General features: G+C 67.8%; 24 protein-coding genes and 2 tRNA genes. 14 read left to right on the forward strand and 12 right to left on the reverse strand.

Translation table 11 applies throughout. The features are described from left to right. Positions 1-3 precede the first annotated feature (3 nt). From DX912_RS07825 to DX912_RS07835, 3 genes are read right to left on the reverse strand one after another with little or no spacing between them, the layout of a single operon-like run. Positions 4-672 carry an HAD family hydrolase gene (locus tag DX912_RS07825; protein WP_115841936.1) on the reverse strand — a complete coding sequence of 223 codons (669 nt, stop codon included), beginning with the start codon at positions 670-672 and terminating at the stop codon, positions 4-6. Beyond that, entirely contained in the window at positions 669-1,376 is a 708-nt protein-coding gene (locus DX912_RS07830; RefSeq protein ID WP_115841937.1) for a pseudouridine synthase, read from the reverse strand. Before DX912_RS07830 ends, DX912_RS07825 begins: the two co-directional genes overlap by 4 nt. Then, a complete protein-coding gene (locus tag DX912_RS07835) occupies positions 1,373-2,431 on the reverse strand; it encodes a class I SAM-dependent methyltransferase (RefSeq protein WP_115841938.1) in 1,059 nt (352 codons plus the stop codon). Before DX912_RS07835 ends, DX912_RS07830 begins: the two co-directional genes overlap by 4 nt. A gap of 133 nt (positions 2,432-2,564) precedes the next feature. On the opposite strand from DX912_RS07835, the gene DX912_RS07840 reads away from it, so the two are divergent. Then, positions 2,565-2,825: a hypothetical protein gene (locus DX912_RS07840; protein WP_115841939.1), complete on the forward strand. Its 261-nt coding sequence runs from the start codon at positions 2,565-2,567 to the stop codon at positions 2,823-2,825. Positions 2,826-2,865: 40 nt separating this feature from the next. Here the strand turns inward: DX912_RS07840 and DX912_RS07845 are convergent, their stop codons facing one another. Beyond that, positions 2,866-5,376 (reverse strand): ABC transporter permease, encoded by a 2,511-nt coding sequence (locus DX912_RS07845; protein WP_233433523.1) that lies wholly within the window; start codon positions 5,374-5,376, stop codon positions 2,866-2,868. Continuing rightward, on the reverse strand, positions 5,373-6,074 hold the full coding sequence (locus DX912_RS07850; protein ID WP_115841940.1) for an ABC transporter ATP-binding protein: 702 nt from the start codon (positions 6,072-6,074) through the stop codon (positions 5,373-5,375). Before DX912_RS07850 ends, DX912_RS07845 begins: the two co-directional genes overlap by 4 nt. Before the next feature lie 145 nt (positions 6,075-6,219). On the opposite strand from DX912_RS07850, the gene DX912_RS07855 reads away from it, so the two are divergent. From DX912_RS07855 to DX912_RS07865, 3 genes are all read left to right on the forward strand, one after another. Further along, positions 6,220-6,870 carry an arylesterase gene (locus tag DX912_RS07855; RefSeq protein ID WP_325050562.1) on the forward strand — a complete coding sequence of 217 codons (651 nt, stop codon included), beginning with the start codon at positions 6,220-6,222 and terminating at the stop codon, positions 6,868-6,870. Between the two features lie 667 nt (positions 6,871-7,537). Next, positions 7,538-7,608: transfer RNA gene (locus tag DX912_RS07860), tRNA-OTHER, on the forward strand. Between the two features lies 1 nt (position 7,609). Beyond that, a tRNA-Leu gene (locus tag DX912_RS07865) sits at positions 7,610-7,677 on the forward strand. 16 nt (positions 7,678-7,693) lie between these two features. Here DX912_RS07865 and DX912_RS18355 read toward each other — a convergent pair. Further along, complete coding sequence (locus DX912_RS18355; protein ID WP_181902758.1) at positions 7,694-8,014, reverse strand: hypothetical protein; 321 nt, start codon at positions 8,012-8,014, stop codon at positions 7,694-7,696. Positions 8,015-8,056: 42 nt separating this feature from the next. On the opposite strand from DX912_RS18355, the gene DX912_RS07870 reads away from it, so the two are divergent. Both DX912_RS07870 and DX912_RS07875 read left to right on the forward strand, forming a co-directional pair. Continuing rightward, complete coding sequence (locus tag DX912_RS07870; protein WP_115842081.1) at positions 8,057-9,184, forward strand: slipin family protein; 1,128 nt, start codon at positions 8,057-8,059, stop codon at positions 9,182-9,184. A gap of 57 nt (positions 9,185-9,241) precedes the next feature. After that, positions 9,242-10,468: an RtcB family protein gene (locus tag DX912_RS07875; RefSeq protein ID WP_115841941.1), complete on the forward strand. Its 1,227-nt coding sequence runs from the start codon at positions 9,242-9,244 to the stop codon at positions 10,466-10,468. Positions 10,469-10,924: 456 nt separating this feature from the next. Here DX912_RS07875 and DX912_RS07880 read toward each other — a convergent pair whose 3' ends face one another. Together DX912_RS07880 and DX912_RS07885 are read right to left on the reverse strand one after the other, a co-directional pair. Continuing rightward, the gene (locus DX912_RS07880; protein WP_115841942.1) at positions 10,925-11,446 is read right to left on the reverse strand and encodes a hypothetical protein; all 522 of its coding nucleotides are present in this window, start codon (positions 11,444-11,446) and stop codon (positions 10,925-10,927) included. After that, positions 11,443-12,015 (reverse strand): RNA polymerase sigma factor, encoded by a 573-nt coding sequence (locus tag DX912_RS07885; RefSeq protein WP_115841943.1) that lies wholly within the window; start codon positions 12,013-12,015, stop codon positions 11,443-11,445. The genes DX912_RS07880 and DX912_RS07885 overlap by 4 nt, the downstream gene beginning before the upstream one ends. Positions 12,016-12,169: 154 nt before the next feature. Here DX912_RS07885 and DX912_RS07890 point away from each other — a divergent pair, with 154 nt between their 5' ends. Beyond that, complete coding sequence (locus tag DX912_RS07890) at positions 12,170-12,496, forward strand: DUF6249 domain-containing protein (protein ID WP_115841944.1); 327 nt, start codon at positions 12,170-12,172, stop codon at positions 12,494-12,496. Positions 12,497-12,623: 127 nt separating this feature from the next. Here DX912_RS07890 and DX912_RS07895 read toward each other — a convergent pair whose 3' ends face one another. After that, positions 12,624-13,058, reverse strand: a complete 435-nt coding sequence (locus DX912_RS07895) for an Lrp/AsnC family transcriptional regulator (protein ID WP_115841945.1) — start codon at positions 13,056-13,058, stop codon at positions 12,624-12,626. A 98-nt stretch (positions 13,059-13,156) separates the two neighbouring features. Here DX912_RS07895 and DX912_RS07900 point away from each other — a divergent pair, with 98 nt between their 5' ends. Next, the gene (locus DX912_RS07900; protein ID WP_115841946.1) at positions 13,157-13,771 is read left to right on the forward strand and encodes a cysteine hydrolase family protein; all 615 of its coding nucleotides are present in this window, start codon (positions 13,157-13,159) and stop codon (positions 13,769-13,771) included. A 163-nt stretch (positions 13,772-13,934) separates the two neighbouring features. Here the strand turns inward: DX912_RS07900 and DX912_RS07905 are convergent, their stop codons facing one another. Next, on the reverse strand, positions 13,935-15,608 hold the full coding sequence (locus tag DX912_RS07905; RefSeq protein WP_115841947.1) for a M28 family metallopeptidase: 1,674 nt from the start codon (positions 15,606-15,608) through the stop codon (positions 13,935-13,937). A 267-nt stretch (positions 15,609-15,875) separates the two neighbouring features. Continuing rightward, positions 15,876-16,307: a PepSY domain-containing protein gene (locus DX912_RS07910; RefSeq protein ID WP_115841948.1), complete on the reverse strand. Its 432-nt coding sequence runs from the start codon at positions 16,305-16,307 to the stop codon at positions 15,876-15,878. A gap of 308 nt (positions 16,308-16,615) precedes the next feature. Between DX912_RS07910 and DX912_RS07915 the strand changes: the two genes are divergently transcribed. From DX912_RS07915 to DX912_RS07935, 5 genes are all read left to right on the forward strand, one after another. Further along, positions 16,616-17,905, forward strand: coding sequence for a CynX/NimT family MFS transporter (locus tag DX912_RS07915; protein ID WP_115841949.1), 1,290 nt, complete (start codon positions 16,616-16,618; stop codon positions 17,903-17,905). Between the two features lie 106 nt (positions 17,906-18,011). Beyond that, on the forward strand, positions 18,012-18,203 hold the full coding sequence (locus DX912_RS07920; RefSeq protein ID WP_147298593.1) for a hypothetical protein: 192 nt from the start codon (positions 18,012-18,014) through the stop codon (positions 18,201-18,203). A gap of 85 nt (positions 18,204-18,288) precedes the next feature. Continuing rightward, on the forward strand, positions 18,289-19,056 hold the full coding sequence (locus tag DX912_RS07925) for a HipA family kinase (RefSeq protein ID WP_181902769.1): 768 nt from the start codon (positions 18,289-18,291) through the stop codon (positions 19,054-19,056). Beyond that, positions 19,043-19,453, forward strand: a complete 411-nt coding sequence (locus DX912_RS07930) for a DUF3037 domain-containing protein (RefSeq protein ID WP_115841952.1) — start codon at positions 19,043-19,045, stop codon at positions 19,451-19,453. The genes DX912_RS07925 and DX912_RS07930 overlap by 14 nt, the downstream gene beginning before the upstream one ends. 109 nt (positions 19,454-19,562) lie before the next feature. After that, the gene (locus tag DX912_RS07935) at positions 19,563-21,212 is read left to right on the forward strand and encodes an outer membrane protein assembly factor BamB family protein (protein ID WP_147298594.1); all 1,650 of its coding nucleotides are present in this window, start codon (positions 19,563-19,565) and stop codon (positions 21,210-21,212) included. Positions 21,213-21,320: 108 nt separating this feature from the next. Here the strand turns inward: DX912_RS07935 and DX912_RS07940 are convergent, their stop codons facing one another. After that, complete coding sequence (locus DX912_RS07940) at positions 21,321-21,530, reverse strand: cold-shock protein (RefSeq protein WP_115841954.1); 210 nt, start codon at positions 21,528-21,530, stop codon at positions 21,321-21,323. Positions 21,531-21,767: 237 nt separating this feature from the next. On the opposite strand from DX912_RS07940, the gene DX912_RS07945 reads away from it, so the two are divergent. Continuing rightward, positions 21,768-22,052: a DUF4031 domain-containing protein gene (locus DX912_RS07945; RefSeq protein ID WP_115841955.1), complete on the forward strand. Its 285-nt coding sequence runs from the start codon at positions 21,768-21,770 to the stop codon at positions 22,050-22,052. The last annotated feature ends 5 nt before the right edge of the window (positions 22,053-22,057 follow it).

Consider the following 22,057-nt stretch of genomic DNA (forward strand, 5'->3'; position numbering starts at 1 on the left):
GCTTTACCTCAGCGCCGGCTCGATCAATGCCCGCGCATGCACCAGCGAATCGACGATGCGGTGGCCGAGCGCACGCACGGCGTCATCGGGGACCACCAGGTCCGGCACCTGTATCGGCGTCATGCCGGCCGCGAGCGCGGCGCGCACGCCGGGCACGGAATCCTCCAGCACGACGCACTCCGACGGCGGCACGCCCAGGCGTTGCGCGGCGAGCAGGTAAATGTCGGGCGCGGGCTTGGTGTGTTGCACCTCGTTGCCGGCGATGACATCGTCGAAGTGCGGCAGCAGGCCGGTGGTGGTGAGCTTCTGCAGCGCGCGCTCGCGGCGGGTGGACGTGACGACGGCGCGCGGGATGCCGCGTTCTTCCAGCAACGCGAGCAGTTCCAGCACGCCGACCTTCACTGGCAGCCCTGCTTCCACGTGGGCGTCGTAACGCACCTGCAGGCCGTGCAGCAGCGACTTGAGCAGTGCCTCGTCACCCAGACGTTCCAGAAGCAATGCGTGGCAGGCGCGATCGGACAGCCCGACGAACGACAGCCACAGCGCATCCTCGAGCTGGAGTCCGAGTTCCTGCGACGCCTCGCGCCAGCACTGCAGCAGCGCGCGTTCGCTTTCGATCATCAGGCCGTCCATGTCGAACAGCACCGCCGCGGGCGTGAAGTCGAGCGTCATGCCGCGCCTCCGAAGAGCGCATTGAGGTCGGCCGCATCGAGCATGCGCCACTTGCCGGCAGGCAGGTCGCCGAGCGAAAGACCGCCAATGCGGCTGCGATGCAGCGCATCGACGTGGTTGCCGACGGCCGCGAACATGCGTCGCACCTGGTGGTAGCGGCCTTCGGTGACCGTCAATGCGGCGTGGCGCGCGTCATGCACCTCCAGCGCGGCGGGCGCGAGCGGCGTGTTTTCCGATTCCAGCATCAAGGTGCCGCTGGCGAACACCTCGCCCTCGTCGCCGCGCAGATCCTGCGCGAGCGTCACTTCGTACACCTTCGCCAGCTTCGCCTTCGGTGAGACGATGCGATGCAGCAGCGCGCCGTCGTCGGTCATCAGCAGCAGGCCGCTGGTGTCGCGATCGAGCCGACCGACGCTCGACAGCAGCGGCGAACGCGCGCGGAAGCGAAGCGGCAGCAGGTCGTAGATCACGCGGCCCGGATCCTTGGTCGAGCACGTGTAGCCGATCGGCTTGTGCAGCATCAGCGTCATGCCGGCCGGCGGATCGAGCGGTTCGCCGTCGATGCGGATCGCGTCGTGGCCCACCTTGTCGTCGGCGTACAGCACTTCGCCCTGCGCATCGGTGATGCGGCCTTCGCGGAACATCGCCGCGATCTCCTTGCGGCTGCCGTAACCGAGGTTGGCGATGAGTTTGACCAGCTTCATGCAGTGCGTCCTTCGCGCGATTTCATTGCATCCACGATCTTGAATCCGCCTTCCTGCGCCACCGTGCGCACGTTGCCGAAATGCGCGTCGAGCTCGGCTTCATACGGAAGATGCCGGTTCGCCACCAGCCACAGGCGCCCGCCGGGCTTCAGCGCCTGCGCGGCGACGGCGATGAAGCGCCGGCCGATGTCGGGGCGATCGCCGCGGCCCTGCGCGTGGAACGGGGGATTGCAGACGATCACGTCGAAGCGGCCGTCGATGCCGCGCGTGACGTCATGCCAGTGGAACTGCAGTGCAACGCGCTCGGCGAACGGCGCGAGGTTCACGCGCGCGAGGTCGAGTGCGCGACGCTCGGCTTCGTACAGGTCGACCGCGCGGATGCCGGGGCAGCGCGCGAGCAGCTCGGTGCTGAGGTAGCCGTAACCCGCGCCCAGATCCGCCGCGTGCCCCTCCAGATCGTGCGGGAGGTGATCGGCGAGCAGGCGCGAGGCCGCATCGATGCGATCCCACGCGAACACACCCGGCCGGCTCACGAAGCGGCCGTCGGCGATGGGGCGCGGTGCGTCGGCCTGCGCCCACTGCGCGGCGAGATCGGCATCGGCGGGGCCCTCCAGCGGCGCGGTCCAGAACACGCGGCACTTGTTCTTCGACAGGTTGCCCACCGGGCCCGCGATACGCGCGAGGTCCGCCTCGGCCGACTTCGCGCCCTCGTTGTTGGGCACGCACGCGACGACGCGTCCGCTGGGGGCGCAGCGCGCGATGGCACGTGCGAACAAGGCGCGGGATTCGTCGCGCTGGCGCGGCGGGAGGACGAGCACGAGCGGGACGCGCGAGGTCTCGTCCTCCTCGGCCAGCGACAGGCCCGAACGCTCCAGCGCATCGGCGGCAGGGCGGAAGCTCTGTTCGCACCGCAGCCCGGGCCAGGCGCGCTGGTGCAGCGGCCAGCCGTCGCGTGCACGCAGGAACAGCGCGCCGTCGGACGGCCACGCGAGCGTGCCGTCGATGAACGGCAGGAACAGGGTTTCCAGTGCGTCGTCGCCGTCTTCGGCGCGCATGGGCAGTCCCGGGCATGGAGAAGGGGTGATTGCCGTCAATTCTACCCGCGTGCGACGCCGCATCCGGCCTCGGCTTCATGCCGATTCAACGCGCGGCGCGCCACCATCATGTAAAGCCCAAAGGAGAATCGCGATGCGCGCCCTCTTCGTCGGCGGTACGGTCGACAACAGCGAACTGGACATCGATGGCGCCGAGCCGCCGCTGCATTACCCCGAGAACACCGGCGGCGGCCGCCCTCGCTACCGCCTGCACCAGATCGGGGTACGCGACGGCGAGATCGCCTACGCCGTCTACGGTGCGCCGGAACTCGCCACCGAAGAGGTCGACCGCGTCGTCGAGGAGCGCGATTACGCGCGTCGTTTCAGCGCACGCCCGCAGCCGGTGATGCAGTAACCCGTCCGGCCCCTCTCTGCGGAGAGGGGCTGCTTGCGAATCAGCCCTGCAGTTCCCGCAACGTCACCGACGGCGGCGCATCCAGCACGCGTCGCGTGGCGAACATGCCGGCCAGCAGCGCCGCGAGCACGCCGGCCACCGCGCCGACGGCCGCCATCCGCCAGTCCGCTTCCCAGGGCAGGTCGAACACCTGCGTGGCGACCACGCCGGCCAGCAGCGAGGCGGCGATCGCCGCCGTCAGGCCGGACAGCAGGCCGATCGCGATGAACTCCGACGCCTGCGCCAGTCGCAACTGGCGACGGCTGCCGCCGATCGCGCGCATCACGCCACCTTCGAGCAGGCGCTCATCCTGGCTCGCGCTCACCGCCGCCATCAGCACCAGCAGGCCGGCGACCAGCGAGAAGTAGAAGACCACTTCCACCACCGTGGACACCTGGTCGGCCGTGCTGCGCACCTGCTTGAGCACCGCGTCGATGTCGATCACCGACAGGTTCGGGAAGCGCTCCACCAGGTCGGCCGTGAACCGCGTGCGCTGGGGCGGCACGCTCACCGCGGTGATGTGGCTGGCGGGCAATCCGTCCATCGAGCCGGGCGAGGCGATCACGAAGAAGTTCGGCCGGAAGCTCTCCCATTCCACGCTGCGCAGGCTGGTGATGGTGGCTTCGAACGGCTGGCCGGCGATGTCGAACGCGATGCGGTCGCCGATCTTCCAGCCGAGGCGCTTGGCGAATTCCTCCTCGACGGAGGCTTCGGGCTTCGCAGGCTTGCCGGTCCAGAATTTGCCTTCGGTGACGCGGTTGTCGTCGCGAAGATGGTCCGCGACGGACAGGTTGAACTCGCGTTCGGCCAGACGCTGCGCGCGCTCGCCCTGCGCTTCGTAATCCTTTCCGGTGACCGGCTTGCCGTTATGCGCGGTGAGGCGACCACGGATCATCGGATACAGCGTCGGCGCGGCCACGCCCTGCTCGGCGATGAAGGCGCGTACGGCGTCGACCTGGTCGTCCTGCACGTTGATGATGAATCGGTTCGGCGCATCCGCGGCGAGCGCGAGCTGCCAGCGGTCCAGGAGGTCCGTGCGCACGAAGGTGAGCAGCAGCAGCGCCATCAGGCCGAGCCCGAGCGCCGACACCTGCGCGATGCTCGTGCCGGCGCGACGGCTCACGTTCGCCAGACCGTAGCGCAGGCTGCCGCGCAGGCGCGAACGCACGCGGCGCACGACGAGGATCAGCGCCCACGCCAGCAGCGCGAGCACCAGCAGCGTCGCGGCGATGCCGGCGAGCATCGACAGCCCAAGCGCCGCCGAACCCGCCTTCCACCACAACAGCGCGGCGAGGCCGACAAAGCCGGCGATGCCGACGAGCCACGCACTCGGCTCGGTGGGATCGAGGTCGCGACGCAGCACGCGCAGCGCGGGCACGCGGCGCAGCGCGAGCACCGGCGGCGCGCCGAAGGCCATCAGCACGACCAGACCGACGCCGTAACCCTGCAGCGCGGGCATCAGGCCGGCGGGCGGAATCGACAGCTTCAGCGCCTGTGCGAGCCAGCCGCCGATCGCCCATTGCAGCGCGAACGCGAGCAGCACGCCGATGGTGCTGGCAATGACCCCGAGCATCAGCAGTTCGCCGACCTGGATGCCGACCAGCGTCCGCTGGCTCGCGCCGAGGCAGCGCATCACCGCGGTGCCGCTCAGATGCCGTGCGCTGTGGCGACGCGCGGCCATTGCGACCGCGACCGCAGCGAGCACGACGGAGACGAGCGCGGCGAGACCGAGGAAACGGCCGGCGCGATCGAGCGCGGAACGGATTTCAGGACGCGCGTCGGAGATGGTTTCCAGGCGCTGCCCACGTCCGAGCGCCGGCTTCGCCTTCGCGACGAAGGTCTCCACCGCGGCAGCAGGCCCCGCAACCACGAGGCGATAGCGGATGCGGCTGCCTTCCTGCACCAGCCCCGTGGATGGGACGTCGGCGAGATTGAGGAACACCTTCGGCGCGACGTTGAAGTAGTCGAGCGCGGCGTCGGGCTCCTGCACGACCAGCGCGGCGAGGCGGAACTGCGCGTCGCCCAGCGCGATCTCGTCGCCCGGCTTTGCGCCGAGTGTGTCGGCGCCGGCACGGCTCATCCAGATCGTGCCGCGCGCGGGCACGCTGCCGGCATCGCGTTCGACGCCATCGCTGCCGTTGATGCGGAACGCGCCACGGAGCGGAAAGCCCTCGCCCAGCGCGCGCAGGTCGCCGAGCTGCAGACGCTCGCCGACGCGGATCATCGTCTGCAGTTCGATGGTTTCGGTGCGTTGCAGTTGCGATGCGTTGGCGGCCTCGCGCACGGTGCCGGTGATGGGCGAATCGGCGCGCACCACGGCATCGCCGCCGAGCAGGCGGTTGGCTTCGATGGCCAGCGCGCGTTCGGCGCGATCGGTGACGAAACCGACCGCCGTAACGGCCAGCACCGCGAGCACCAGTGCCGCGATCAGGATGCGCACGTCGCCGGCCGCGAGGTCACGGCGCAGTTGTCGCCACGCCAGTCCGAACGTATTGCCCGACGTGCGGCTCACGACGCCACCAGCCGGCCGCTGTCCAGCCGCAGCAGTCGTCCACAGCGCGAGGCGAGGTGTTCATCGTGCGTCACCAGCACCAGCGTCGTGCCGGCCTGCGCGTTCAGTTCGAACAGCAGTTCGATGATCGCCTGCCCCGTGTGCGTGTCGAGGTTGCCGGTGGGCTCGTCGGCGAACAGGAGCGAGGGCCGCGTGACGAACGCGCGCGCGAGCGCGACGCGCTGCTGTTCGCCGCCGGACAGCTGGCGCGGGTAATGGTTCAGGCGCTGGCCGAGGCCGACCTTCTCCAGGATCGCGCGAGCAGGCGCGTCGACCTCGCGATCGCCGCGCAGTTCGAGCGGCAACATTACGTTCTCCAGCGCGGTGAGCGACGGGAGCAGCTGGAAGTTCTGGAACACGAAGCCGACCTTCTCGCCGCGCACGCGCGCACGTCCGTCTTCATCCAGTGCCGACAGCGTTTCGCCGTCGAGCACCACGCGACCGCTGCTCGGCGTATCCAGCCCCGCCAGCAACGACAGCAGCGTGCTCTTGCCCGAGCCGGATGCACCGACGATCGCCACCGTGTCGCCCGGCGCGATGTCGAAGGACACATCGTCCAGGATCACCAGTTCGCCCGACGGCAGCATCACGCGCTTGCCGAGCGCGGCGACCTGAAGCGCCGCTTGTGCCTGCGTGCGCGGTGCGATGGAATCGGCCATGTTCGTCCTTATGCTCTTCTCGTTCATCGTGGGGCGGTACATTCCTGTGACCATCATTGGGAGCGCGGATTAAATGTTCTTTAAGAAGGCCATCATTGGCGGTTCCGGCGCCGTCCTCTCGGGATATGCGCGCCTTTCGCACCCCGTGCAATGTGCCATCGGCTGGGTCGCGGCGGCGTCGCTGATGCTGGCGGTTGCGTTTCCGGCGGCGGCACAGGCCGCGAAAGCCCCGCCTGCCGCGCAGCCGGCGCGCACCGTGCTGGTGATGGGCGATTCGCTGTCCGCCGGTTACGGGCTCGCCGCATCGCAGGGCTGGGTGTCGCTTACCGCGGACCGCATCGCGAAGACGAAGCCCGGCTGGCGCGTGGTGAATGCGAGCATCAGCGGCGAGACCACCGCCGGTGGCGCCGCGCGCATCGATGGCGAACTCAAGCGCAACAAGCCGGCGGTGGTGGTGATCGAACTCGGCGCGAACGACGGCCTGCGCGGCCTGCCGCTGGCGCAATCGCGCGCCAACCTCGACCGCATGATCACCGCATCGAAGAAGAGCGGCGCGAAAGTGCTGTTGATCGGCATGCGCATGCCGCCGAACCTCGGTCGCGAATACACGCAGGGTTTCAGCGACAACTACAGCGCGCTGGCGAAGCAGCATGGCGTCGCGTTGCTGCCGTTCCTGCTGGAACCCATCGCGACCGATCGCACCGCGTTCCAGGACGACAACCTGCATCCGGTCGCGAGCGCGCAACCCAAACTGCGCGATCACGTGTGGACGCAGCTCGCGCCGTTGTTGCGTTGATTCGCCGATGTTGATTTGCCGGTTGCATTGCATGCGACCGTTCATTTCCCGACGAACGGTCTTGCATTCGTTTTTACGAATGCGTAACTTGCGCGACCTTCGTTGCACCACACACTTTTCGAGTCAGTCGATTTCCATGAACGCCGTCGCCCACATCGCCAAGCGCCACGCACTGCAGCCCAAGTGCCGCGGTCTGTGCGCGTTCGCGCCGCGACTGCGCGACGAAGGCAAGCCCATCGACTGATCTCCTGCACACGGGAGGTCGGTCACCCCGATCTCCCCGAGGCAACGCGAACGCCCTCGGGTTCACCACCCGGGGGCGTTTTCTTTTCGGCGTTCGCAAAGGCCTGTTTTCAAGGCAGTTCTAACAATCACAACGCGAGTGCATCGCGCATCCCGAAGCATCCGGAACATGCTGGTTTCGATGAAGGGAATGCCGTGAGCGCATCAGCGCTGCGCCTGGATGCTTCGGCGCGGGCGGCGGGCGGTTGTATTCGCACACAGGATTGACGTCACGACTCATCGCCTGCGGTGGATCGCGACGCCAATGAACGACGCATCACGCGAAACGTCCACAGCGGCGCAGGCTCGCGGCGGAAGCCGTACCTGCCCGGTGCGCGCGGCACTGCCGTTGCGTATGCCGGGATGTAGAGCGGTGCGTCGTGCTGGGACAGTAGCTCAGAGGTAGAGCAATGGCGCACGCCATCGGCCGCCGGTTCGATTCCGGCTTGTCCACCACTGGATAGCTCAGTCGGGTAGAGCATCAGGTCCAAAGCCTGAGAGTCGCGGGTTCGATTCCCGCTCCAAACGACCTTTCACGTCGTTACATCGGGACGAAAGTCCCTTCATCGGAAACGCCCCTTGCGGCATTCCGTGTCGCATCCGGCTTCATGTGGATGCGATCGGAGTATCGCAGCGGTGGATCCGCCGGGCCGTCGCCCTCGCGCATGCGTGCGCTGGCTGCACGGGTCCGTTCGCGGGCGATGTCGGCCTGCGACGCGATCCAGGTCGCCATCGCATCGAATGCATCGAGCGCGACGTGCTCCGCGGGTTCGGCGCCGGGGGCGTTTCCAACTTTTTCCTGCGTCCCGGCGCTATCGCCGGGACGCCAATCAAACGCGACGACCGATCCCTCGCGCCCCAAGCGGATCGAAACATCAGAGCCAACAACAAGGAGGACATTCCGATGTTCTGGACCAAGAAGGTCGTGATCGGCGACGGCGAGCGCGGCCTGGTGTATCGCAACCGTCAATTCGAAGGCGTCATCGCGCCGGGCGTGCACACGTGGTTCGACCCGTTCGGCGCGGTCGAGGTGAAGGTGCACAACATCGCGCTTCGCGCCGAATACCTCGGCAGCGACGAGAACGCGCTGATCGATGCGCTGGGCACGCGCCTGGCCGACACGTTCGTGCTCGCCGACATCGGCGTGGACGAAGTCGGCCTGGTGATGAAGAACGGCCGGCTGGAGGAAGTGCTCGCGCCGGGTTCGCGCCGGTTGTACTGGAAGGGCCCGATCGCGATCGAGGTCCGCACGCTCGCGCTGCAGGACGAGCCGGATGTGCCGACCGATGTCGCGACGCGTCTGCGCCAGCTCGGCGTGCTCGAGAAGGTCGCCGTCGTGCTGCCGGTGCCGGCGGAGTTCGCCGGCCTGGTGTTCGTCGACGGCAAGCTCGTGCGCGTCGTCGGCGCGGGTTCGTACGCCTTCTGGAATTTCCGGAAGAACGTCGTGGTGCAGGCGGTCGACCTGCGCGTGCAGTCGCTCGAGGTCTCCGGCCAGGAGCTGCTCACGCGCGACAAGGTCAGCCTGCGCGTGAACCTCGCCGCGAGCGTGCGCATCGTCGATCCGGTCGCCGCGATCACGAAGGTCGGCAAGTACGCCGACTACGTGTACCGCGAGCTGCAGTTCGGCCTGCGAAAGGCGGTCTCCGCCAAGACGCTGGACGAACTGCTCGGCGACAAGGCCTCGCTCGACGCCGACATCTTCGGCTACGTGCGCGGCCGCGTCGGCGAGGTCGGTGTCGAGCTGCTCGGCGTGGGCGTGAAGGACGTGATCCTGCCGGGCGAGATGAAGGAGATCCTCAACAGCGTCGTGCAGGCGGAAAAGTCGGCGCAGGCCAACGTGATCCGTCGTCGCGAGGAGGCGAACGCCACGCGTTCCCTGCTCAACACCGCGAAGTTGATCGAGGAGAGCCCGGTGCTGATGCGCCTGAAGGAGCTGGAAGCTCTGGAGAAGGTGACCGAGAAGATCGACAAGCTCACCGTGTTCGGCGGCCTGGACGGCGTCATGAAGCAGCTGGTGAGCCTCAAGCAGTAAGCTTCCGCGCGGGGCGAACGGATTCGCGCCGCACGGTTTTTCACAAGGAATGGAACCATGAACACGCAACACGCTTCATTCGACCTGCTGCACGCCGAAGGTGCGACCACGCCGATCAAGGGCTGGACGCACGGCGTGCCGGTCGAGGACCAGGCGCGGCAGCAGCTGCGCAACATCACCACCCTGCCCTTCGTCGGGCCGTGGGTCGCGGTGATGCCCGACGTGCACCTGGGCATCGGCGCGACGGTGGGATCGGTCGTGCCGACGAAGGGCGCGATCATCCCGGCCGCGGTCGGCGTCGACATCGGCTGCGGCATGGCCGCGGTTCGCACGACGCTGCGCGCCGACGACCTGCCGGACGACCTGTCGCTGCTGCGCAACTCCATCGAGCGCAGCGTGCCGGTCGGCAACGGTCCGGGCGGCGAGCACCGCCGGATTCCCGACAGCGTCGAGACGGCGCTGGAGAAGTCCAACCTCGTCGCGCGGCTGGCGAAGATCCGCCAGAAGCATCCGAAGATCCGGCCGGACAAGCTCGATCGTCAGATCGGCACGCTCGGCGGCGGCAACCACTTCATCGAGATCTGCCTGGACGAGGCCGATCGCGTTTGGGTGATGCTGCATTCGGGTTCGCGCGGCACCGGCAACCTCATCGGCACGTACTTCATCGAACTGGCGCGTCGCGAGCTGGAAAAGCGCGTGCTCGGTTTCCACGTACCCGACCGTGACCTCGCGTTCTTCCTCGAAGGCGAGCCGCTGTTCGACGAGTACGTCGAAGCGGTCTCGTGGGCTCAGGACTACGCGCGTGCGAACCGCGAGGCGATGATGGGGCGCGTGCTGCACGAGATGCGCCACCGCCTGCCGAAGTTCCAGACGGAGAAGTCGGCGGTGAACTGCCATCACAACTACGTGCAGCGCGAGGACCACTTCGGCGAGCCGTTGCTGGTCACGCGGAAGGGCGCGGTCAGCGCGCGCGAGGGCGAGCTCGGCATCATCCCGGGCAGCATGGGCGCACGCAGCTTCATCGTGCGCGGCAAGGGCAACGCGGACAGCTTCCACAGCTGCAGCCACGGCGCCGGCCGCGTGATGAGCCGCACCGCCGCACGCGCGCGGATCACGCTGAAGGAGCACCGCGAGGCCACCGCGCACGTCGAATGTCGAAAGGACGCAGGCGTGATCGACGAGTCGCCCGCCGCGTACAAGGACATCGACGCGGTGATGGCGGCGCAGCGCGACCTGGTGGAGATCGTGCATACGCTGCGGCAGGTGGTTTGTATCAAGGGGTGAGCGGCCGCGCTTGCGCGCCACCGGCGCGCGCGGCCGCGAACGCCCGGCCATGGATGGCCGGGCCGGGCGATCCGATGCCAGTGTGTTGCGCCATGGATGGCAAACGCAGCCTTGCCGAATCCGGTGCGCGCGCGGCACTGCCGCGTGGCCTTGCCGAACGCACGGCCAGGGATGGCCGGGCCGGGCTTTCCGGAGCCTGACGTGCGGCGCCATGGATGGCATCGACTCGTCATTCGAAGCGGCGTTTCTTCAAATCGCACTCGCCCTGGAAGACGTCATCCCCGCGAAGGCGGGGATCCATCTTGACGACACATCACGACTTACGAAGAGCGTGAGAACGCGGACAGTTGGATTCCCGCCTTCGCGGGAATGACGGCCTTTTGTGCACGGGCATGCGCGTGTAATCGCACGTCCCGGCCTCACCCCAACCCCTCTCCCGCAGGGAGAGGGGCTCAATCAAGCCAACCCCGCGGGCATCTCCACGTCCGCGCGCATCAGGCGGACCACGCCCTGCCATGCCAGCGATACCGCGAGGCAGCCGACGAGCAGCCCCGCCCAGTCGGCCGATTGCGGCGACAGCGACGGCCATAGGCTGGCGAAGGCCGGCATCCATTGCGCGCCGTACGCGGCGACCACCGCGATGACCGCGATCGCGAAGATCGCGGTGAGCACGCGGAGCAGCCAGCGTTCGAACAGTTCGCCAGCCGCGGGCATGCCTTCCACGTGGCGCACGATCTGGGCCGCGAGGTCGTAGGGCACCGGCTCCATCGCCGGCGTGCGCAATGCGCGCGCGATCAGGCGGTACTCGGCCAGGCGCGAATCGGCCGGATCGAGCGGCTGCCCGCGGCGTTCCTGTTCGAGTGCGTGTTCCTGCGCCTGCCATTCGGCTTCCAGGCGCAAGGCGTCGATGCCGCGCCAGCCGGTGCGGTGGATCGGCGGGTCTTCGCATCCGGGCTTGCGATCGTCAGGTGTGTTCATGCGGTCACTCCCATCCGGGCCTGCAGGCGTTCGCGCAGCCGCGCCCGGGTCCGGAACAGATGGCTCTTGATCGTACCCTCGGCGAGGCCAGTGATGCGGGCGATCTCGACGATGGGTACTTCATCCAGGTGATACAGCGTCAGCAGCGTGCGCTGCAACGGCGGCAGCGATTCGATTTCCTCATGGAGGCCGGCGGCGATCTCCGCATCGGCACAGGCCGTTTCCAGGTCGAAGCCGTCGCTGAGCTGGTCCAGCAGGCTGACGCCGTCGTCCTCGTCGCCCACTGGTTCGGCGATGGCGATGCGGCGCTTCTCCAGGTGCCGCTTGGCGACCGAATAGGCCACCTGCCCGATCCACGACTTCAGCGCGCTCTCGCCGCGGTACTGGTGCAGGCACTGGTGCACGCGCAGGAAGGCTTCCTGGCACAGCTCGCGGGTGTCCTCCGGCTGGCGGACCATGCGCTGGATGATGTGCCAGCACAGGCCCTGGTACTCGCGCACGAGGCGTTCGAACGCGCCGGGCACGTTGCCCAGCACGGCATCCACCAGCCTGCGGTCGTCCTCGGTCACGGGGTTTCACCGGTCATGACCTTTGTGGATACGTTCAGGGGCCGGATGGTTGCAACGCGGCCTTCACGAAATTCGTTCGGGGCCGCTGCAACCGGTCGCGCGGCGGCCGTATCTCTTGCCCCGTACCCCACGCCACGGCCTTGAGAACACACCCATGAACTTCGAAATCCTGATCCCGATCACCCTGTTCATCTGCGTCGTCTACGCCATCAAGGTGGTCGTGGACGCGCGTACCCGCGCCAAGCTGATCGCCAGCAACGGCTCGGAAGACCTGATCCGCTCGCTGGTGCAGGCCGAGGCGCTGCAGCGCCGCCACGCCTCGCTGCGCTGGGGCATCCTGCTGCTGGCCGTCGGCCTCGGCTTCGCGCTGATCGAAGCGTTCGGCTGGACCGAGATCACCCCCGGCGTCGTCGCCGTACTGCTCGGCGTGACGGGCCTCGGGAACCTGGCCGCCTACGCAGCCTCGCGGAAACTGGGGTGAGGCCGCGCGCTCGCGAGCCACTGGCTCGCGCGCGGCCGAACGCCCGGCCATGGATGGCCGGGCCGGGCGATCCGTAACCTTCGACGTGACGCCATGGACGGCAGCGAACGCGATGAAGAAACCAGTCTCACCGCCGATCCAGCGTCGTACGCAGGACCGGCACCGTGGTGACGTCGTCCACGCCCTTGATCGCGGCGACGCGCTCGCGCAGATCGGCAAGCTCGCCCGGCGACTCCGCCTGCACCAGCACGAGCAGGTCGAGTTCGCCCGCGACGCTGTGGCACAGCCGTACCTGCGGCATCGCGGTCAGCTGCGGCATCACGTCGTCGCAGCTGAAACCGTCGGCATAACGCAGCATCAGCCACGCCTGCAGCGGATCGCCGCCACTGCCCAGCCGCACGGTGTACTGCGCGATCACGCCCGCGCTTTCCAGCCGTTGCAGGCGCTCCTGCACGGTGGTGCGTCCAAGGCCGACGGCCTTCGCGAGCGCGACCGTCGACAGGCGCGCGTTGTCCTGCAGCAGCGCGATGAGCTGGCGATCGATGGCGTCGAGGTGTTTCATCGCAACGGGAGTGCCGGTGTCGCCGGCATTCTGCCGGGTTGAGACCGGCGCTGGCGAGCGCGCATCGTGGGCACCCACCGCCCGCGAGATCCCGATCCATGAATGCTCCGCGTTCCATCCTCGAACTCGACACGCGCAGCGCGCTGATTCCCATCGACGTGCAGTGCGGTTTCGACCTGCCGCCGTGGCCGCCGCGCAACAACCCGGCGATGGAAGCCAATGCGCTGCGCGTGCTGGATGCGTGGCGCCGCGCCGGCTTGCCGCTGATCCACGTGCGGCACGATTCGGTGATGGAAGGCTCGGTGCTGGCGCCCGGGCATCCGGGCAACGCGCATCGCCCCGGTTTCGCGCCGCTGGAAGGCGAGCCGCTGGTGACCAAGTCGGTCAATGCGGCCTTCATCGGTACCGATCTGGACCTGCGCCTGCGTCGACTGAACATCGACACCGTCGTGTTGTTCGGCATCAGCACGGACATGTGCGTGTCGACGACCGCACGCGTCGCGGCGAACCTGGGCTATCGCACGATCGTCATCGGCGATGCGTGCGCGTGTTTCGATCTGAAGGATGCCGATGGATCGGTGATACCCGCCGACGCGATACAGCGCGCGCATCTGGCGACATTGCGGGCGGAGTTCGCGCAGGTGGTGGAGAGCGAGGCGGTGATCGAGGCGCTGCGGGTGAGTGAGCGCGCGATCGGGGCGCGCGCGAGCTGATCGCTCTTCGCTCGTGGTTGGAGCCGCTCACGCTTCGGTAGCCCCTCTCCCGCTTGCGGGAGAGGGGTTGGGGTGAGGGGAAACGAAGCGATATCGGCTGCCTGCCCTCACCCCGACCCTCTCCCGCAGGCGGGAGAGGGAACACCACTCATCGCAACAACGATTACTTCCGATCACCCGCCGTCTGGTCACGCGCCGCGCGGAACTCGCTCGACGCGTCCCAGTTCGGCCAGCGGTCCGAATCGGCCAGGTTGCGGCCGACGGTGTAGAGCAGGCCCAGGTCGCGCGCCATGCCGAGGAAGGTCCAGTCGGCTTCCCATTCGTCGGCCGGCTGGTGGTAGCGGTCGGCGACGTACGCGTCTTCCATCTTCTTGCCCGCTTCCAGGCCGCCGTCGACCAGGTCGTTGCCCGAGCCGAACGACACCGCCGGCACGCCGCGCTTGGCGAAGGGGAAGTGATCGGAGCGGAAGAAGTGGCCGGCTTCCGGCTTCGGATCGGTCACGTAATCCAGGTTCGCGACCTTCTTCGCCGTGTCGATCAGTTCGTCGAGCAGTTCCTGCTTCGCGCTGCCCGAGGTGGTGAAGTTGCGCGCCGGACCGTGCGGGTCGAGCGCATCCATGTTGATCACCGCCACCGTCTTGCCCAGCGGGTACAGCGGCTTGGAGGCGTAGTACTCCGAACCGAGCAGGCCCTTCTCCTCCGCCGTGACGGCGAGGAAGACGACCGAACGTTCCGGCTTCGTCGGTGCCTTGGCGAACGCGCGGCCGATCTCGATCAGCGCGGCGGTGCCGGTCGCGTTGTCGACGGCGCCGTTGTAGATCTTGTCGCCCTTCGCGTCCGGCTGGCCGACGCCCAGGTGGTCCCAGTGCGCCGAATAGATGACGGTTTCGTCCGGGCGCTTCGTGCCGTCGATGCGGCCGACGATGTTGTGCGAGGTGATGATCTGGCGATCCACGTCGTACTTCGCGCTCAGCGTCGCGCCCTTCAATTCGACCGGCTTGAACGCCTTGGTCTTCGCCTGGGCCTTGAGCGCGTCGAAATCCAGGCCCGACTGCTTGAACAGCTGCTGCGCGAAATCGCGCTGGATCCAGCCTTCCAGCTTGGGATGCACCGAGGCCGGCTTGTCGCGCACGACGTCGAACATCGTGTTGGTGTTGGAGTTCTTGACCGTCGCCCAGCCGTACGAGGCCGGATCGGTTTCGTGCACGATCAGCAGGCCGAGCGCGCCCTGGCGCGCGGCTTCTTCGTACTTGTACGTCCAGCGGCCGTAGTAGGTCATGGCCTTGCCGCCGAAGTCGCCTTCGCCGCCATCGAAGTCCGGATCGTTGATCAGGACCACGGCGATCTTGCCCTTGAGGTCGACGCCCTTGAAGTCGTCCCAGCCGCGCTCCGGCGCGCGCACGCCATAGCCGGCGAAGACCAGCGGCGCCTTGCTGATGTCGACGGCGGTCGAGCCGTCCTGCGCGGCACGCACGGCGATCTGCTCGCCCTGCGTCAGCGCCTGCGTCTTGCCCTTCACGGCGACGGAAATCGTCGGCGTGCCCTTGATCTCGGCGCGTGCCAGCGGCACGGCCTGGGTCCATTCGCGCTTGCCGTCCTTCAGGTCGCCACCCGGCTGCAGGCCGGCGGCCTTCATCTGCGCGACGACGTAATCGATGGTCTTGGTTTCGCCGGCCGTGGCGGGGCCGCGGCCCTCGAATTCATCGGAGGAGAGGACCCTCACGTCCTGCGAGAGGCGCGCGGGGTCGATGTCCGTCGCCGCCGGTTTTCCGGCGATGGCGGGATTGAGGGCAAGCGAGAGGGACAACGCGAGCAGCGATACGGCCGGTAGCTTCATGGATGGGACCTGGGGGCGGAGTGCCGGCCGATGGTACGGAGCGGGGAGGCGGGGTGCCAGCCAACGTTATGCACAGGCGTCGGGGGTGCTGCCCTTCTCCCGCTAGCGGAAGAAGGTGCCGGCAGGTAGATGAGGGTGGAGCCTGCGGTCAGCACAATGCCGCTGCCCGGCCCTCACCCCAACCCCTCTCCCGCAGGCGGGAGAGGGGCTAAGTGCATGGGCGGAGTGCCCCTAATCACCGGGTCAGGGGAGAGCACCGCCTGAAACTCAATCCTTTTCCTTGCCGATCACCTTGCCCGTCGCCGGATCGAGCTTCAGCTCCACGTCCTTACCCGACGGATCATCGGCCTCGGCGTTCCAGATGCCGTCCTCGAAATCGACGTCGTGCACATTGGTGTAGCCCTCGGCCGACAGGCGTGCACGCACGTCGGCCTCGCTGAGGTTGGCGACCTGCTTGTCCGGGTAGACCTGGCCGGTCTTCGCATCCAGGCGCACGTCGACGCTTTCGCCCTGCGCGCTGTGCGCGTCGGCCTTCCACACGCCGTCCTCGAACTTCACGTCGTTGACCTTGGTGTAGCCCTGCTCCGTCAGGCGCGCACGCACCTGCGCTTCGGTCAGCGGGGCCGCCGGCTTGGCGTCCTGCGCGAACGCGACGGTCGACAGCGACAGCAGCGCGGTCAGCACGATGGTCTTCTTCATTCGATGACTCCCTGGTTTGCAGTGGATCGTTGCAGTGGGCTGGAGTCTTCGTCGGACGATGCGAATCGCGGGTGAATCCTCGCGGCACGTGTGCGGAAACGGTCAGCATGGTGATTCGCCCGTGAAAACCGGCGTCCGGCGGTCCACACTGGAACCCAGTGTTGCCGCCGGCCGGGTGGCCGCACATGCCTCCATCCCGCAAACTTCACGTATTCAGCCGCGCGCCGCGCATCTTCCGCAGCACCCGCGACATCGAACCGAATGCATCCGCCCCGCATCGATCCGCGGGGTGCACAGGACTTCCCGCAATGAACGCAGACTTCCTCGCCGCCCCGCTCGTCCGCCCGTTGTGGCGCGACCGCGCACTCGTGCTGGCGGGCATCGCGATGTCGGCGTTCAACCTGCGCACGGCCGTTACCTCGCTCACGCCGCTGCTCGACACCCTGGGCGACACCTTCGGCTTCGGTCCGACCATGACCGGCGTGCTCGGCATGGTGCCGACGGCCGCGTTCGCGGTGTTCGGCGTGGTGACGCCGGCCATCGCGCATCGCCTTGGCCTCGAACGCACTGCGCTGCTTGCGATGGCGCTCGCGGCGATCGGCCTGTTCGTGCGCGCATTCGTCGGCGACACGGCGATGCTGCTGGTGACCTCGGCGATCGCGCTGTCCGGCATGGGCATGGGCAACGTCGTGCTGCCGCCGCTGGTGAAGCGCTACTTCGCCGATCGCGTCGGCACCGTCAGCACGCTCTACATCACCGTGCTGCAGCTGGGCACGATCCTGCCAGCGCTGCTCGCCGTCCCCATCGCGACCGCCGCCGGCTGGCGCGTGTCGCTCGGCGCGTGGTCGCTGATCGCCGCCGCCGCCGCGCTGCCGTGGATCGGCGTGCTGTGGATGGAACGCTACGGCCAATCGCGACAGGCGAAGGCGCTTTGCCAGGCGCATGACGAAGCGGTCGCGAGCGGCGATCCCGCACCGGAACTCGATGGGGCGAAGGATGGCGCGAACGGCAGCGCGCGCGGTCGCGTCTGGCGTTCGCCCGTCGCGTGGGGCCTCACGTTGATGTTCGGCATGACGTCGCTGACGACGTATTCGATGTTCACGTGGTTGCCGAAGCTGCTCACCGAAGCCGGCGGCTCGCACGCGCTCGGCGGCACGATGGTCGCGCTGTTCTCGACGATGGGCCTGCTGAGCGCGCTGTTCCTGCCGGCGCTGGCGGTGCGCATCCGCAATCCGTTCCCGATCGTCGTCGCGTGCGGCGCGAGCTACGTCGGCGCGTTCGCCGGCCTGCTGCTCGCGCCAATGGCCGCGCCGCTGCTTTGGGTCGCATTCCTCGGCCTGGGGCCGAGCACGTTCCCGCTCTCGCTCACGCTGATCAACCTGCGCACGCGCACGCCGGGCGGTTCCTCGCGGCTGTCGGGCTTCGTGCAGGGCGTGGGCTACAGCCTCAGCTGCCTGGGGCCGCTGCTGTTCGGATGGCTGCACGAGGCCACGCACGGCTGGGAGTGGCCGTTCGCATTCCTGACGCTGTGCCTGCTCGCACTGCTGTACGGCGGCTGGCTCGCGAGCCGCCCGCGCATGCTCGAGGACACCTGGTAGGCGTCACCGGCGCGATTCTTCGCGCGACGCATACATCCTCACGACAAGGGGTTCAGCCCGAATCGCCCACGCTCCATGCACGTTCCATTCTGCGATGGAGTCCGACATGGGCCAGCATCACGTCGAAAACGACTCGAACACCACCGGCAAGTCCGAGCGCGAGTACGAGCACAGCTCGGGCGATCGCAACACCAAGAAGAGCGAGAACGACTGGCAGGGCTTCAGCGGCGGCAAGCAGCGCGACGCCACGCCGGGCGCGCCGGGCACGCCGCCGGCGAAGGATGCCAATCGCCGCTGATCGAACCTGACGAGCGCACGTTCCTTTCGCTCGTTTCCCGTGCCAAGTACCCTGTCGCGGCCCTCATACGCCGCGACCCATGACCCTGCGCACCGTCAACGTTGCCCGTTACGTCACGCCCTTGCGCGAAGGCGGATCGCTGCCTGCGATCGTCGAAGGCGACGATGACGGCCTCTATGTCCTGAAATTCCGCGGCGCCGGCCAGGGCGTGAAGGCGCTGGTGGCCGAGCTCGTCGCCGGCGAAATCGCCCGCAAGCTCGGCCTTCCGATCCCGGAACTGGTGTTCGTCGAACTCGACGCCGAGCTCGCGCGCACCGAACCGGATCCGGAAATCCAGGAACTCATCAAGGCCAGCGACGGCCTCAACCTCGCCCTCGATTACCTGCCCGGCGCGATCAATTTCGATCCCGTCGCCGAACGCGTGCCGGGCGCGCTGGCGTCCGACATCGTCTGGTTCGACGCGTTCACCAGCAATGTCGACCGCAGCTTCCGCAATCCGAACCTGCTCGTCTGGCATCGCAACCCGTGGCTGATCGACCACGGCGCGGCGCTGTACTTCCACCACGGCTGGGACGGCTCGCCGACGCATGCCGGCAGCGCGTTCCCGATGATCCGCGAGCACGTGCTGCTGCCGCAGGCAGACGACATCGCCGGCGCGGACGCACGGCTGTCGGGAAAGCTGACGCGGGGCGATTTCGACGCGATCCTCGCGCTCGTGCCCGACGCATGGCTCGTCGGCGCGGATACACCGGCCGATCCCACCGAACATCGCGCGGCCTACGTCGAGCATTTCATGCAGCGGCTGGCGCAGCGCCAGCGCTTCGTCGAGGAGGCGATCCATGCACGCGCCTGAGACGCCGCGCCGCGATACCTACGACTACGCGGTGATCCGCGTGGTCCCGCGCGTGGAACGCGAGGAGTTCGTCAACGTCGGCATCCTGCTGTCGTGTCCGACGGCAAAGTTCCTGCAGGCGCGCATCGAAGTCGACGAGGCGCGGCTGCGCGCGCTCGATCCCGATATCGACCTGGACACGGTGCGCCGTCATCTGGAGGCGATGGAAGCGATCTGCGCCGGCGGCCCGGGCAGCGGCCCCATTGGCCTGTTGCCGCAGCGCGCGCGCTTCCACTGGCTCACCGCCAAGCGCAGCTCGATCATCCAGACCTCGCCCGTCCACCTGGGCCGCTGCACGCACGCAGGCAACGCGGTCGAGCACCTGATGGACCGGATGGTGCGGGTGCGGCGCGACTGACGCGTCCGGCGCGGGCCGGCTATAGTCGGCGCGGGGACAATCCAGGGACGGCCCATGCCGGGAAACCGGCACGCAACCCCATGCGCGCGGGCCAAGGAAGGGGAAATTCATGAAGAAGACACGCGCCTTGGGCGCGCTCGTAGTGATCTGCGCGCTTTCTGCATGCGGAGGCGGTGGTGGTGGGGGGGGCGGCAGTACGCCAGCTCCGGCACCTTCAACACCGCCTCCCACGACGCCTCCCACGACGCCGCCGCCGGCGACACCCTCGGTGGGACTGACTCTGTCCACCCCACCGATCTCGCTGACGCTCGCCTTTGGCGACGACGCGAAGGCCGACGTGACCGGTCGATGGACCGCGGCCAATCTGGGTTCGGCCCAGGTCTACCTGCAGGTCGCCGACGACGGCGGCACCTTCGTCACTCCCGCTGTCACCGCCAGCGGCAATCCGGACTTCGTCTATTCATTGCCGCTGTCCAATGCGGTCGTGCCGGGGACGCGCGCGGGCACGATCACGGTGCGCGCGTGCGAAGACGTCCAGTGCGTCAAACCCTACGCGAGCGCTTCGCAGACCTTGTCCTACAAGGTGGAGATCACGCCGATGCCCGAGTGGGAGACCACCCAGGGCAATGCGGCCCACAACGCTTACGTCCCCATAACCCTGGACGTGACGCGGTTTGCCAAGGCATGGGAATGGAAGCGCCCGGCCGTCTCCACTTCGACCACGACGGGCCCGATCTTTCCGGTCGTGACCAGCGGCCGCATGGTGTACGTGGCCGCAGACGGTGTCAGTACGGCGGGACCGGGCCTGTTCGCTCTCGATGAAAAGGACGGGACCGTGAAGTGGTCCCAGCAGTTCACGCTGCGCTACGGCTCGCTCAATCCGCCCGCGGCATCGGGGGGGACGGTCTACGTGCCGACGACGGGGCATGAGGACACGTTCCTCTGGGCGTTCGATGCGGCCGATGGCACGCCGCAGATGCAGTCGGGCTTCCGTACGCAATGGGCCGACATCCTCGCACCGACGGTCAAGGACGGCGTGGCTTACGTGAACTCCGGCTACTACGGAGGTGTCGTCTACGCGTTCGAGCGGAGCACGGGACTGAAGAAGTGGGAAGCGTCGGGCGGCACCTACGGCATGAACACGCCAGCCCTGGACGACGCGAACCGTCTGTATGCCCACAACGGCAGCACACTGACTGTTCTGGATTCGCGAGATGGCACGCTGGTGGGAAGCATCGGCCCGCAGCCGGGCGGCTTGCAGGTCGACCACCGCGCCACACCGATCGTCGGCGCGGAAAACAGCGTGACCGGTTTCGTCGGCGACTGGTACAACGAGACGCGCCCGCTGCGCAATTACGCGATCGACACCTTGAGCGAACGCTGGACGTCGGTGAAGACCTACCGCGCCTACCCGGCCGTCGCCAAGGGCGTGATCTACGCGGCGTCGAACAATCCCAAGTCGTTCGACGCGATCGACGAGAAGACTGGACAGGTGCTCTGGTCGTGGATCCCGGGAACGGCAGACACGGTGTTCTTCCACAACGTGGTGGTTACGAACAACCTCGCGTTCGTCAGCACCAACCGGGCGCTGTACGCGATCGACCTGGCGACCCGCAAGCCGGTGTGGCAGACACCGACGCCGGGGCAGGTGGCCATCTCCGCCAGTCGCATGCTCTACATCATGCCCGGAACGACCGATGTCTACGGCTACCCGTCTTCGGGCAGCGACGGACGCCTGCTTGCGTTCCGTACCCGTTGAGCCGGTAGCCCGCCCATGCGTGGGGACGCCCGGCCTGCCGCCGGGCGTCACGCCAAAAAAAAAGCCCGGCTTGCGCCGGGCTTTTTGGTAACGCTTGGTGCGAAAGGCTTACAGGGCCTGCACGGCGTCGGCCTGAAGGCCCTTCTGGCCCTGGACGACGGTGAAGGACACCTTCTGGCCTTCCTGCAGGCTCTTGAAGCCCGAGCCCTGGATCGAACGGAAGTGGACGAACACGTCCTCGCCGTTCTCGCGGCTGATGAAGCCGAAGCCCTTGGCATCGTTGAACCACTTGACGGTACCGGTTTCACGGTTCGACATGACTTTCTCCTATACGGATGGTGAGACCGCTATCGCGGCATTGGAGCTGGTCGCAAGGAGAAAGCGAGGTGCAACGATGGAGAAGAAAATCCACATCGGGTCACATTCACCGTGACCCTTGGCTAACGCAGCGCGAGGCATGTTGGACGTGTTTGGTCGGATTTGCAAATCCGGACCGGCCGGGGCGGTTCAGATAGGATCCCCATTCAGCATGTCCACCGATTACCTCTCCCGGCGATGACGGTCTATGTCGATGATGCGGTCCACCTGTGGCGCGGCCGCCGCTGGGCCCACCTGATGGCCGACACCCTCGACGAGCTCCATGCCATGGCCGAGCGCCTGGACATCCCGCGCCGGGCTTTCCAGAACAAGACCTCCGGCGCGCATTACGACGTACCGTCCGAGTTGCGCGAGCGCGCGATCGAGCTGGGCGCGGTGGCTATTTCGCGCCACACCGACCGCGACCGGGTCCGGGCGGTGATCGCCCGCGCCAAGGCGCAGGGCCGCGGCGAGCACCCCTGAGGCTG

This window comes from Lysobacter soli (assembly GCF_003382285.1).
Taxonomy (GTDB): domain Bacteria; phylum Pseudomonadota; class Gammaproteobacteria; order Xanthomonadales; family Xanthomonadaceae; genus Lysobacter_J; species Lysobacter_J soli.